Consider the following 11,707-nt stretch of genomic DNA (forward strand, 5'->3'; position numbering starts at 1 on the left):
CCTCGAGGTCCCCAGCACGGTCGTGAAGATCCGTCGCCTCCCGACGGCGAACAAGCCAAAGGCACGGAGCAGGAAGAGGCTCGGGCACCGAAGCTGCCGGAAACCGTGGTGCACCACGGTTTCCGGCAGCGGCTCCGGGCACGGCCGGCCAGCGGCGGCGCCCGCACCGGCAACTCAGGCGCGGGCGAGCAGCCGGCACGCACCGGCGCCCGTTCCGCCGCCGGCAGCCTCTCAGGCGCGGCGGGGCAGCCTCGTTCCCCGGCGCGCACCAGCGCCGTTCTGCCGCCCCCGGCAGCGTCTCAAGCGCGGGCAGCCGACGCGCACCGGCGCCCGTACCGCCGCCGCCCCGGCAACCCAAGCGCGGCCGAGCAGCCCTCACTCCCCTGCACCAGCACGTTCCGCCGCCCCCGCCCACCTCTCAGGCGCGGCCGAACAACCTCACTCCCCTGCGCCGCACCGGGAGGCGGCCGGCAACCGCGTCCTCCAGCAAAGTCCCCACCGTTTCCCGCGCGCAGGCCTTGTTCGCGCCGATCCCGCCCGACGGGCCGCGCTTGATCCACCCCGCCACGTACACCCCCGGCCGGCCCGGGACCCGGCCCGCCGAGTTCGGGACGATCCCCGCCTCTTCGTCGAACGGCAGGCCCGGCACCGGAACCCCGCGGAACCCCGCCGCCCGGACCACCCGGCCCGCCGGGATCTCGACGCCACCCGACGCCACCACCGCGCGGACCTCCGTGTCCCCCGCGAACTCCACCGGGGCCGTGTGGAACCGGAGCACGATCCGGCGGCCCTCCGGCGGTGGCGAAGACCAGTCCACCCGCTCCCGCGGCACCCCCTGCAGCCACGACGCCTTGTCCCCCGGCTCCGCGCCGTCGATCGCCTCGGCCACCCGCGGGAGCGCGTCCACCACCAAGCCGCCGCGGGCCGCCAGGGCCAGGAGCTCCGGGCGCGTGTAGGCCGCCGTCTCCGGGCCGCGGCGGGCCAGCAGCACCACTTCACGGACCTTCGACGACCGCAGGCGCGCCAGTGCCTCCGGCGCGATCGGGGTCCGCGCCAGCACTTCCGGGTCCGCCGTCAGGATCCGGGCGATGTCCAGGGCGACGTTGCCCGTTCCCACGACGACCACGCGTTCCGCGGACAGGTCGACGGCGTCCGGCTCGACGTCCGGGTGGCCGTTGTACCAGCCGACCACCGTCGCGGCCGGGAGGCTGCCGGGCAGGTCCTCGCCCGGGACGCCGAGGCGCCGGACCGCCGTCGCCCCGACCGCGAAGATCACCGCGTCGTGGCGGCCGGCCAGTTCGGCACCGGCGTGCACACCTAGCTGCAGGCGCAGCCGCGGGTGGTCGTGGAACCGGGCGAACGTCTCGCCGATCTTCTTCGTCGACGGGTGGTCCGGTGCGACGCCGTAGCGGATCAGGCCGCCGGCCACCGGCAGCCGGTCCACCAGCGTCACCCGGGCGTTCGTGTGCAGCAGCAGGTCCTCCACCGCGTACATCCCCGCCGGGCCGGTGCCGACGACGGCGACGTCCAGCGGCGCGAAGTCGCTCGGCAGCACCCGCGCGAACGACGGCGGGGACCACCGGTGGAAGTTCGGCGCCGCCGAGACCTCGGCCAGTACGTCCCGGCCCGCGTAGTACTCGGCGTTGAGCTGCTCGTAGGCCCGCAGCGGCCCGGTCAGCTCGCCGGCCGGGAAGATCGCGTCGACCGGGCAGGCGTCCGCGCAGGCACCGCAGTCGATGCAGGTGGCCGGGTCGATGTAGAGCAGGTCCGTCGTCCCGAAGTCCGGCTCGTCCGGCGTCGGGTGGATGCAGTTGACCGGGCAGACCGACACGCAGGACGCGTCGGCGCAGCAGGTCTGGGTGATCGCGAAGGCCATGTCAGATCAGGTTCGCGCGCTTGTAGAACCACAGCGACGCCCTTGTCAGCAGCCCCGCCGAGTGCAGGAACTCCATCAGCCCGGAACAGCTGGAGCGCAGCATCGACTTGTGGTGCTCGTTGGCCTTCGCCTCGCGCCGCGCCCGCTTGCCGTCGAGCCCGGCGTTCTCGTAGACCTTCCCGTTCACCATGCTCGTCACGATGAAGTACGACGCGATCGCGACGACCAGGCCGTTGACCTGCCGCCGCAGCCACCCGGCACCGCGCAGCCGCTCGCGGGTCTCCTCGCGGGCGAACTTCATGTGCCGCGACTCCTCCACGACGTGGATGTTGTTGATGGTGCGCACGAACGGGACCACGCGCTCGTCGCGCATCCAGTCCCGCTGCATGACGTCGAGAACCTCTTCGGCCACGAGGATCGCCGCGTACGCGGCTTCGCCGGTCGCGGTCGCCTTGAAGACGCGGCCGAGCTCGACGACGAACCGGCGCGGCCGGTAGGCGGGCGCCCGCAGCTTCGCCGCGCCGCGGGCGAACATGATCGAGTGGCGGCACTCGTCGGCGATCTCGGTCAGCGCCCACTGGAACGCCGGGTCGGTGGGGTCCTTGGCGTAGAAGTCGCGCAGGACCATCTGCTGCAGGATCATTTCGAACCAGATCCCGGTGCTGGCCACCGACGCCGCCTCCTGGCGGGTCAGCTCGCGCTGCTGCTCCGGGGTCATGTCCGCCCAGTAGGAGGTGCCGTAGAGCGTGCTCCACTCCGGGCTGGCGCCGTGGTAGCCGGTGTCCAGCGGCGTCTCCCAGTCGACCTCCTTGACGGGGTCGTACGACAGCTGCTCCGACGAGTCGAGCAGCCGCCGCGCCACGGTCTCCCGGTCCGACACGCCCGATTCGCTGATGCTCGTCACGACCGACCTCCTCGTCAGGTGTTACCGAAGTTCACTGTTACCAACCGTAACACATACCCGAGAGCCCGGCGCGGGGCATTTGAGTGAACGACTGTACACTCGGATGGTGAACCCAGGACGCACGACGGCGAAGCCGTTCGGCTCCGGCCTGCTCGGGCCGGTCGACGAGCACGCCACCCTGCTCCGCCGGCGCGTCCAGCGCCTGCTCACGGCCACTTTGATCGCCACCAACGTGATCGGCGCACTGGTCGTCGTCGGCCTCGCCGCGCTGCTGATGCCGACGCCGGGGATGTCCGGCGAACTCGTCCGCGTCACCGCGATCGCAGTACCCGTGTACGTCGTTTCGGCTGTCGTCGCGGGCACGCTGTGGGGCACGCGCGGCGCCCTCCGCACGCTGCACTGGGCGGCCGAAGGAAGGCAGCCGACCGACGCCGAACGCACCGCGAGCCTGCGCGTGCCGCTGCGGCTGACGGCCGTGCAGGCCGTGCTGTGGGGCATCGCGACGCTGCTCTTCGGCGGGCTGGCGGCCCTCGTGCAGCCGGAGGTCGTGCTCACCGAGTTCCTCGTGGTCGCCTTCGCCGGGGTCGTCGTCTGCGCGATCGCCTACCTCTTCGGCGAGTTCGCGCTGCGGCCGTACGCGGCACTGGCGCTGGCCGGCACCACGCCGCCGCGCCCGGTCAACGGCGGCGTCAACCGCCGGATGCTGCTGTTCTGGTGCCTCGGGACCGGGGTGCCGGTGGCCGGGCTGGTGGTCACCGCGGTGCTGGCCTGGGTGCGCGGTGACGTCTCCACCACGAAGCTCGCCGTGTCGGTGATCGCCCTCGGGCTGGTCGTGCTGTGCTTCGGGCTGCTGGTCACCGTGTTCACCGCCCGCTCGGTGGTCAACCCGATCTCCTCCGTGCGCGACGCGCTCGGCCGCGTCCGGGCCGGGGACTTCACCGTCGAAATCCCGGTGTACGACGGCACCGAGCTGGGCCTGCTGCAGGCCGGGTTCAACGACATGACGGCCGGGCTGGCCGAACGCGAACGGCTGCGCGACCTGTTCGGCAAGCACGTCGGCCACGAAGTCGCGCTCGAGGCCATGCGCACGTCCGCCGCGCTGGGCGGCACGGTCCGCACGGTCTCGGTGCTGTTCGTCGACCTCGTCGGGTCGACGGCGCTGGCCGCCAGCCGGCCGCCGGAGGAGGTCGTCGGCCTGCTCAACCGGTTCTTCGCGGTGGTGGTCGACGAGGTCGACCGGCACCACGGCCTGGTCAACAAGTTCGTCGGCGACGCCGCGCTGGCCGTGTTCGGGGCGCCCGCGCCGCTGCGCGACCACGCCACCTGCGCGCTGGCCGCCGGCCGTGCGATCGCCCGCCGGCTGGCCGCCGAGGTGCCGGACGGCCCGGCCGGGATCGGCGTGGCGACCGGGGACGCGGTCGCCGGCAACGTCGGCGACCCGCGCCGCTTCGAATACACGGTGATCGGCGACCCGGTCAACGAAGCGGCCCGGCTGACCGAGCTGGCGAAGAACGCGCCCGGCCGCCTGCTCGCCTCGTGGACGAGCGTGGAGTGCGCCGCCGCGGAAGAAGCGGCCCGCTGGACGGCGACCGAGGACGTGACGCTGCGCGGCCGCAACCGCCCCACGACGCTCGCCGCGCCGCGCCCGCGGTGAGCGTCAGCGGCGCGGGTCGATGTGGACCTTCGGCCCCGCGCCGCCGATCCGCTCCCCCGCGAGCACCGCGCCGGCCTGCTCGAGGCCGACCGTCGCCGCCACCAGGGGGCGCGGGTCCACGGCTCCGCTCGCGTACGCGGCGATCGTGTCGGCCAGCTCGGGCGAGGCCGACAGCACCCCGACCGCCGTGACGTCCTTCAGCACCAGCGCGCGGGTGTCGAGCTCGCTCGGCCGGCCGGACAGTCCGATGTAGACCACCCGGCCCGCGGGTTCCACGAGGTCCACGGCCAGCGCGGGTGAACCGGGCGCGCCGGTCGCGTCGACCACCGCGTCGAAGGGCAGGTCCGGGAGGGTGGCGCGGGTCCAGACGTGCGCGAACCCGAGGCCGCGGGCGAACGCGCCGTCGTCGACGCCCATCAGGTGCACTTCGGTGCCCGCCGCCTGCAGGAACAGGGCCGTGAGCAGCCCGATCGTCCCCGGCCCGAGCACCAGCGCCCGGTCGCCGGTGCCGGTGCCCGCCGCGCGGGCCGCCCGCAGGGCGTTGCCGCCGGGTTCGACCAGGGCACCGAGCACGGCGTCGACCTCGTCGGGCAGCGCGTGCAGCGACCACGCGGGCACCGCGAGGCGCTCCGCCAGCGCGCCGGCCCGGCCGCCGCGGATCCCGACCTCCTGCCGGTTTTCGCAGGTGTGCTGGTGGCCCCTCCGGCAGCGGCGGCACGTCCGGTCGCCGAGCATGGTGTCGCCCATGACCCGCCGCCCGAGCCAGGCGGGGTCGACGCCCTCGCCGACCGCCGAAACCGTGCCCGCCCACTCGTGGCCGAGCCGCATCGGGTAGGCCGCGTGCCCCTGGTGCAGGTAGGTCATCGCGCCGGTGAAGAACTCGACGTCGGTGCCGCACACCCCGGCCCGTTCGACGTCGACGACGACCTCGCCCGCGGCGGCCCGCGGGACGGGCACCTCCTGCACCGAGCACTCCCGCGGACCGGTGAGCACGAAGGCCCGCATCGTCGAAGACATGGCCGCATCCTCGCACGCGGCGGGTTGCCGAACACTTGCTATTTTCTTGACACCTGTTCATCATCGACGCCGTGACCGAGAACTGGACGTCCGAAGCCCCCGCCAAGGACCGGCGGGTGCGCCGGTCGCGCGCGGCATTGCTGCGGGCCGCGGTCGAGCTGGTGTCCGAACGCAGCTCCACCGCCGTCCCGGTGTCCGAGATCGCCGAAGCCGCGGACGTCAGCCGCCAGGTGCTCTACCAGCAGTTCGGCGACCGCGACGCGCTGGTGCTGGAGGCCGCGCTCGACCTCGTCCGGCGCGAGCTGCTCACCGAACTCGCCGACCTCGCCGACCTCGCGGTCCCCGACGGGGAACACGCGGCGATCTTGGCACTGGGCCGGCACTTCGCCCGGCACCGGCGCTTCTACCGGGCGCTGATGACCGGGGCGTCCGCGTTCGCCCTCAACAAGGCGCTCACCGGTCTGTTCCTCCCGTTCAACCGGGAGAACCTCGACCGCGCGCTCGGCGGCCGCCTCGACGCCGGAGGCGTCGAGGACCTGGCCACCTTTCTGACCGGCGGGGCCGGGGCGGTCGTCAACGCGTGGGTCGTGGACGGGCCGGACCCGCTCGACCCGGAGGAGTTCGCCGACCGGCTGCAGCGGATGCACTCGGTCGTCAACGCGATGCTCGTGAAGGAGGCCCGCCGGTGATCAGCCGTCTCGTCGAACGCCTGCTGAAGCTGCCCGCGCCGGCGACCCGGCGGCTGGCCGTCCAGCGGGGCCTGCGGGTCCCGATGCCCGACGGCGTCGAGCTGCTCGCCGACCGCTGGGCCCCGCGCGGCGGGGGCGGCGGGCTGCCGATCGCCTTGGTGCGCACACCCTACGGCCGCCGGGGCCCGTTCGGGGCGCTTCTGGGCCGTCCCCTGGCGGAACGCGGGTTCCAGGTGCTGATCCAGAGCACCCGCGGCGGCTTCGGCTCCGGCGGCGTCTTCGACCCGCTGCGGCAGGAGCGCGAGGACGGCCTCGCGACGCTGGACTGGGTGCTGCGGCAGCCGTGGTCCGGCGACGCGATCGTGCTCGTCGGCCCCAGCTACCTCGGGTACGTGCAGTGGGCGGTGGCCGATCGCCTGCCGCCGCAGGTGAAGGCGATGGTCCCGCAGGTCACCGAGTCCGGGCTGACGCTGGAGTTCCTGCGGGAAGACGGCCTCTCGCTGGAGACGCCGTTCGGGTGGGGCGTCCAGGTCGCGGTCCAGGAACGCCGGTTCGCGCTGCTCCGGCAACGCCGCCAGGCGAAGAAGCTGGCGCAGGCGCTGAACACGCTGCCACTGGCCCAGGCCGACGTCGTCGCCATCGGCCACCGCTCCGACTACATCCAGGACGTGCTGACCCATCCCGAACACCACCCGCGCTGGGCCGGGGCCGACCACCGGCACCGGGTCGCGGACGTGACCGTCCCGGTCAGCTCGGTCGCCGGCTGGTACGACATCTTCCTGCCCGGCCAGCTGCGCGACTTCCGCACGCTGCAGGACGCGGGACGGCGGCCGCGCCTGACGGTCGGGCCGTGGACCCACGCCGCGCGCTCCGACCTGCCGGCCAGCACGGGCGAGACGCTCCGGCAGGCCGTCGAGTTCGGGCTCGCGCACGCCCGCGGCGGACAACCGCCGGAGCGGGCGCCGGTCCGGTTGTTCGTCATGGGCGAGGAGTCCTGGCGCGACTTCGCCTCGTGGCCGCCGGAAGGGTATGCGCCGCAACGGTTCCACCTGCAGGCCGGTGGCTCCCTGGCCACCGGCGTTCCCGGGGAGTCCGGGCCGGACCGCTACCGCTACGACCCGGCGGACCCGACCCCCGCGGCCGGCGGCGTGCGCATGGCCCCGGACGCGGGCCGGGTGGACAACGCGGCGCTGGAGGCCCGCGCCGACGTCCTCACCTACACCACGGCCGTGCTCGGCGACGACGTCGAAGTGATCGGGGACGTGCACGCGGAGATCTGGTTCCGCTCGAGCCTGCGGTTCGCCGACGTCTTCGTCCGGCTCTGCGACGTCGGCCCGGACGGCCGTTCGGTCAACGTCTGCGACGGCCTCACCAGCTTGCGCGGCGCGGACGAGCCGGCGGCGGTGACGGTCCGGCTGTGGCCGACGGCGCACCGGTTCCGCCGCGGGCACCGCATCCGCGTCCAGGTGTCCAGCGGCGCTTTCCCGCGCTACGCCCGGAATCCCGGCACCGGCGAGCCGCACGCCACCGCCGTCACCCTGCTTCCCGCGGACCAGGAGGTCCACCACGACCCCGCACACGCGTCGGCGATCGTGCTGCCCGTGCGTGCGTGAACTGAAAAAGAACTCCCCGCGACGCGCCGGAAATCGTGTAACGCGCCTCCCGGCACCGCGACTAACGCGGTGTTTCCGGCCCCCGGGAGGCATCGTGGACGTCAAGACGGACCGGCAGTCCGAACAGGAACGGGCCGCCGCCGCGCGGGCCGCGGACCGCACCGGCGCGCGGCAGGCCAAGATCGCGTTGCTGCGCAAGCCCGGCGGGATCGCCGAGGCCGACGAGCCGAGCCGGATCGCCACCCGGATCGACCGGCTCGGCCGCTACTACCCCGACGTCCGGCCGGTGAGCCCGGCGGCGATCGCGGCGGGCGACCCGGCGGCCATGACGGCCGCGGGGGCGATCCTGGAACGCATCGTCCTGACCGACGACCTGCTCGGCGTCGGCTACCTCGAAGGCGGGGTCACGGCGTCGGCCGCGGTCGGCCGGGTCAACATCCGCAACGCCCAGGGCCGGCTGATCGGCTACGGCACGGGCTCGCTGGTGTCGCCGGACCTGCTGCTCACCAACCACCACGTGCTGCCGGACGCCGGGACCGCCGGGTTCAGCGTCGTCGAATTCGACTACCAGGACGGCGTCGACGGCCTGCCCCGGCCGGTGCGGGCCTTCCCGCTCGACCCGGACCGCTTCTTCGCCGCCGACCGGGCACTCGACTTCGCGCTCGTCGCGGTGAAAGCGACCGCGGAAGACCTGCGCCCCTTCGGCTTCAACCGGCTGATCGGCAGCGAGGGCAAGGCGATCGTCGGCGACTTCGTCACCATCGTGCAGCACCCCGGTGGCGGCAAGAAACAGGTCGCGCTGCGGGAAAACCGGGTCGTCGACGTCCTCGACGAGTTCCTGCACTACGAGACCGACACCGAACCCGGGTCGTCCGGCTCGCCGGTGTTCAACGACCAGTGGGAGATCGTGGCGCTGCACCACGCGAGCGTCCCGGCGACGGGCCACGCGGAGTACGGCGGGTTCCTCAACGAAGGCATCCGGGTCAGCAAGCTGCTGAAGTTCCTGCGGGAACACTCGCTCACGCCGGCGCAGCAGGCACTGCTCGACGGGCTGGCCACCCGGCCGGAGCGGGCCCGGCCGGCCGCGGCCGGCGGTTCGCCGCCGGTGCTGACGCTCTCGATGCCGTTCGACATCCGGCTGCGCGCGGAACCGGTGACCGGCCGGATCGACCCGGACTACTCGAACCGTGAAGGGTACGACCCGGCCTTCCTGCCCGGGCACACCGTGCCGCTGCCCGGGCTGTCCGACGCGCTGCTCCCGCTCGCGGCGGTCAACCGGCAGGCCACCCGCGAGCCGCGGTACGTCCTGCCCTACCACCACTTCAGCGTCGTCATGCACCGCGAACGCCGCCTGGCGATGTTCACCGCGGTCAACATCGACGGGCGCACGAGCCGGTCGCTGCGGCGCGAAACCGACCACTGGTCCCTCGACTCGCGCGTGGCCGTGACCGAGCAGATCGGCGAGGAGATCTACCGGGACAACCCCCTGGACCGCGGGCACCTGGTCCGCCGGCTCGACCCGGCGTGGGGCGCGACGGAAACGATCGCGCAGCTGGGCAACGACGACACGTTCCACTTCACGAACTGCTCGCCGCAGCACAAGGACTTCAACCAGAACAAGACGACGTGGGCCGGGCTCGAGGACTACGTGCTGACCAACGCGGACAACTTCGACCTGAAGGTCAGCGTGGTGACCGGCCCGGTGCTGGCCGCAGACGACGACCACTACCGCGGCGTCCAGCTGCCCCGCCAGTTCTGGAAGGTGGTGGCGATGGTGAAGACCGGCGGCGATCTCTCGGCGACGGCGTACCTGCTGAGCCAGGAGGAGCTCATCCACGGCCTGGAGGCGGCGACCGGGTTCAGCTACGGCGCGTACCGCACCTACCAGGTGCCGGTCCGCCGGATCGCCGAGCTGACCGGCCTGTCGTTCGGCGACCTCGAGGCCGCCGACCCGCTCGGCGGCCTGGAGTCCACCGCGCCGGCCCAGGAGATCCGCACGGCGGCGGACCTGGTGCTGTGAAAGCTATTCCGTCCGTCCACCGAGGATTTCGAAAGCGTGGCGGCGGTGCTCGGCGAAGAGCGCGAGCGCCGCCGCACGGTCGCGGGCGCGCAACGCCGCCGCGAGCTCGCGGTGTTCCGCGGGGATGCCCGTGAGGTAGCCGTCGGTGGCCAGGCCGATCCGGGTGAGCAGGAACAGGTGCACCTGGGAGCGAATCGCCTGCCAGGCCTCGCGCAGCCGTCGGTGCCCGGCGGCCGCGTAGACCGCGTCGTGGAACTCGAGGTCGCAGCGGACCATCTCGTGCTCGTCGAGCGCTCGTTCCATCCGCCGCACCGCGGCGTCGACCGCGGCCAGCGCCTCGTCCGCGGCGTGCTCGACGACCAGCTCGACGGCCAGGTGTTCGAGGGCGGCCCGCAGGCTGTCCAGCTCGGCGACGTCCGCCTCGGACAGGGCGGTCACGGTGGCGCCGCGGTGCCACTCGCTGCGGACGAGGCCTTCGCGCTCCAGCTTCAGCAGCGCCTCCCGCACCGGCCCGCGGCTGACGCCCAGCGCCTCGGCCAGCTCGACTTCGCGCAGCTGGCTGCCCGGGGCGTAGACGCCGTCGAAGACCGCCTCGCGGATCCGGTCCGCGACCTCGTCGGCCAGCCCGCGGCGCCGGGCGGGAACCAGCGAACCACTCATGTCGTAATGTTAACATCCAGACATGAACCTCCCCCTCCCCCGGTTCCACCTGGCGATGCCGGTCGACGACCTGGTCGCGGCCCGGCGGTTCTACGGCGAAGTCCTCGGCCTGGAGCAGGGCCGCAGCGCGGACACCTGGGTCGACTGGAACCTGCACGGCCACCAGTTCGTCACCCACCTGGCCCCGGCCGGGCCGGAGCGCGTCCACAACCCGGTCGACGGCCACGACGTGCCGGTGCCGCACTTCGGCCTGATCCTGACGATCCCGCAGTTCCAGGCGCTCGCCGACCGGCTGCGGGCGGCCGGCGCGGAGTTCGTGATCGAGCCGTACGTCCGCTTCGCGGGCCAGACCGGCGAGCAGTGGACGATGTTCCTGCTCGACCCGGCGGGCAACGCCCTGGAGTTCAAGGCCTTCGCCGACGACGCCCAGGTGTTCGCGGTCTGACCACCCGATCGGGCCGACCGGTGATCACCCGGCTCGCTTTGGGTACCCGGAGTCGCGGAGCGTGCCTGACCCGGGGAGAAGCACATGGAACCAGCCGACGACGAGCCGGACGCCGTGCTGCTCGCCGCCCTGCGGGCCGGAGACCTCGACGCGGCCGGGCTGCTCTTCCGGCGGCACGCGGAACCGCTGTGGCGGACCGCCGGAGCGTGGGCGCGCCAGCCCGCCGAGCGTGACGACCTGGTGGCCGAGACGTTCGCCAGGGTGCTGACGATCGTGCGCGCCGGCGGCGGCCCGCACGGGGACCTGCGGCCCTACCTCGTGGTGACCCTGCGCAACCTGGTGGCGCGGTGGAGCCGCCAGCGCAGCCGGGTGGAGCTGCGGGCCACCGTCCCCGAGGCGGCGGCCGGGGGTGCCGACGAACTCGCCCTGCACCGCTCGAACGCCCGGCTGGTGTGGTCGGCCTACTGCACGCTGCCCGGCCGCTGGCGCACGGTGCTGTGGCGCACCGAGGCGGAGGGCGGCACCCCGACGGAGGTGGCGCCTTCGCTCGGGCTCTCGCCGAACAGCGTCGCGGCGCTGGCGATGCGGGCCCGGGAGGGGCTGCGGCAGGCCTACCTGCAGGTCCAGGTGCCGGAGGCGGCCGAGCCGGGCTGCCGCGAGCCCCGCCGCCGCATGGGCGCATGGGTCCGCGGCGCCCTGCCACCCCGCCGGGCGGCGGTCGTGGCGGAGCACGTGGCCGGCTGCCCGGCCTGCCGGCTGATCATCCGCGGCCTCGACGAGGCGAACCGCGAGCTGCCCGGTTCGGCCGCCCGGCTGACCGGGTGATCGG

At 73.7% G+C, this 11,707-nt stretch carries 10 protein-coding genes; 6 read left to right on the forward strand and 4 right to left on the reverse strand.

Annotated elements, in window-relative coordinates; translation table 11 throughout:
- Positions 1-418: 418 nt before the first annotated feature.
- A complete protein-coding gene (locus ACWEGE_RS32300; protein WP_449664234.1) occupies positions 419-1,876 on the reverse strand; it encodes an FAD-dependent oxidoreductase in 1,458 nt (485 codons plus the stop codon).
- Position 1,877: 1 nt separating this feature from the next.
- Complete coding sequence (locus ACWEGE_RS32305; RefSeq protein WP_449664235.1) at positions 1,878-2,780, reverse strand: AurF N-oxygenase family protein; 903 nt, start codon at positions 2,778-2,780, stop codon at positions 1,878-1,880.
- Between the two features lie 103 nt (positions 2,781-2,883).
- On the opposite strand from ACWEGE_RS32305, the gene ACWEGE_RS32310 reads away from it, so the two are divergent.
- The gene (locus ACWEGE_RS32310; protein ID WP_449664236.1) at positions 2,884-4,434 is read left to right on the forward strand and encodes an adenylate/guanylate cyclase domain-containing protein; all 1,551 of its coding nucleotides are present in this window, start codon (positions 2,884-2,886) and stop codon (positions 4,432-4,434) included.
- Between the two features lie 3 nt (positions 4,435-4,437).
- On the opposite strand, the gene ACWEGE_RS32315 is transcribed toward ACWEGE_RS32310, so the two are convergent.
- On the reverse strand, positions 4,438-5,451 hold the full coding sequence (locus ACWEGE_RS32315; RefSeq protein ID WP_449664237.1) for a zinc-dependent alcohol dehydrogenase: 1,014 nt from the start codon (positions 5,449-5,451) through the stop codon (positions 4,438-4,440).
- Between the two features lie 71 nt (positions 5,452-5,522).
- On the opposite strand from ACWEGE_RS32315, the gene ACWEGE_RS32320 reads away from it, so the two are divergent.
- The 3 genes from ACWEGE_RS32320 (at position 5,523) to ACWEGE_RS32330 (ending at position 9,773) form a co-directional block, all read left to right on the forward strand.
- Positions 5,523-6,140, forward strand: coding sequence for a TetR/AcrR family transcriptional regulator (locus tag ACWEGE_RS32320; protein ID WP_449664238.1), 618 nt, complete (start codon positions 5,523-5,525; stop codon positions 6,138-6,140).
- Complete coding sequence (locus tag ACWEGE_RS32325) at positions 6,137-7,753, forward strand: CocE/NonD family hydrolase (protein WP_449664239.1); 1,617 nt, start codon at positions 6,137-6,139, stop codon at positions 7,751-7,753. The genes ACWEGE_RS32320 and ACWEGE_RS32325 overlap by 4 nt, the downstream gene beginning before the upstream one ends.
- A 94-nt stretch (positions 7,754-7,847) precedes the next feature.
- Positions 7,848-9,773, forward strand: a complete 1,926-nt coding sequence (locus tag ACWEGE_RS32330; RefSeq protein ID WP_449664240.1) for a DNA/RNA non-specific endonuclease — start codon at positions 7,848-7,850, stop codon at positions 9,771-9,773.
- Between the two features lie 3 nt (positions 9,774-9,776).
- Here ACWEGE_RS32330 and ACWEGE_RS32335 read toward each other — a convergent pair whose 3' ends face one another.
- Positions 9,777-10,433: a GntR family transcriptional regulator gene (locus ACWEGE_RS32335; RefSeq protein WP_449664241.1), complete on the reverse strand. Its 657-nt coding sequence runs from the start codon at positions 10,431-10,433 to the stop codon at positions 9,777-9,779.
- 22 nt (positions 10,434-10,455) lie between these two features.
- Between ACWEGE_RS32335 and ACWEGE_RS32340 the strand changes: the two genes are divergently transcribed.
- Both ACWEGE_RS32340 and ACWEGE_RS32345 read left to right on the forward strand, forming a co-directional pair.
- Positions 10,456-10,878: a VOC family protein gene (locus ACWEGE_RS32340; RefSeq protein WP_449664242.1), complete on the forward strand. Its 423-nt coding sequence runs from the start codon at positions 10,456-10,458 to the stop codon at positions 10,876-10,878.
- A gap of 84 nt (positions 10,879-10,962) precedes the next feature.
- Entirely contained in the window at positions 10,963-11,703 is a 741-nt protein-coding gene (locus tag ACWEGE_RS32345) for a sigma-70 family RNA polymerase sigma factor (RefSeq protein WP_449664243.1), read from the forward strand.
- Positions 11,704-11,707 lie beyond the last annotated feature (4 nt).

This window comes from Amycolatopsis sp. NPDC004747 (assembly GCF_053601335.1).